The sequence below is a fragment of the Neisseria sp. P0021.S005 genome, from assembly GCF_051956955.1.
Genome location: NZ_JBQCWY010000954.1, coordinates 1 through 456, shown reverse-complemented (window position 1 = coordinate 456; position 456 = coordinate 1). Strand labels below are relative to the sequence as shown.

Sequence of the window (456 nt, the reverse complement as noted above, 5' to 3'; positions counted from 1 at the left end):
GTTAGGGATAACAATGGCGGGATATAGTTTTTAGCCCAAACAAAAGCACCCGTCTCATCTTTCTCTATTGCACCGATAGGACAGGTAATATAGTCGTCATTTTGTTCAAAATCGAAACGAATGGTGAGATTCAATCCCTCCACCGCAAACTCTGTTTCCTAGGTAGAGAAAATATCCTCCACCTTCTCAAAGCTCTTAACAAAGCGCTTGGGCGTATCTTTGGTTTCATTCTCATCTACCAAATTTGAAACATGTGCCTGATAGACGGGCAGTGCCAACAATACAACATTTCGTTGCTGTAAAGGCAGACCTTCAATATTGCGCACATTGACGTGGCGTCCGCCGGTCTGCAAATCAATTAAGGTGCCATCCGGCAAGCATGCCTGAAGTGTATCTAATTTGATTTTTCCAACTTCTAATGCCTGACGGTCAAATTCACATTGAAAACAGCCCCAT

General features: G+C 43.2%; 1 pseudogene. It reads right to left on the bottom strand.

Annotation, left to right across the window (positions count from 1 at the left end):
* A pseudogene (gene tssK, locus ACTHUE_RS20335) lies at nt 1–404 on the bottom strand (type VI secretion system baseplate subunit TssK); the annotation flags it as partial.
* Nucleotides 405–456 lie beyond the last annotated feature (52 nt).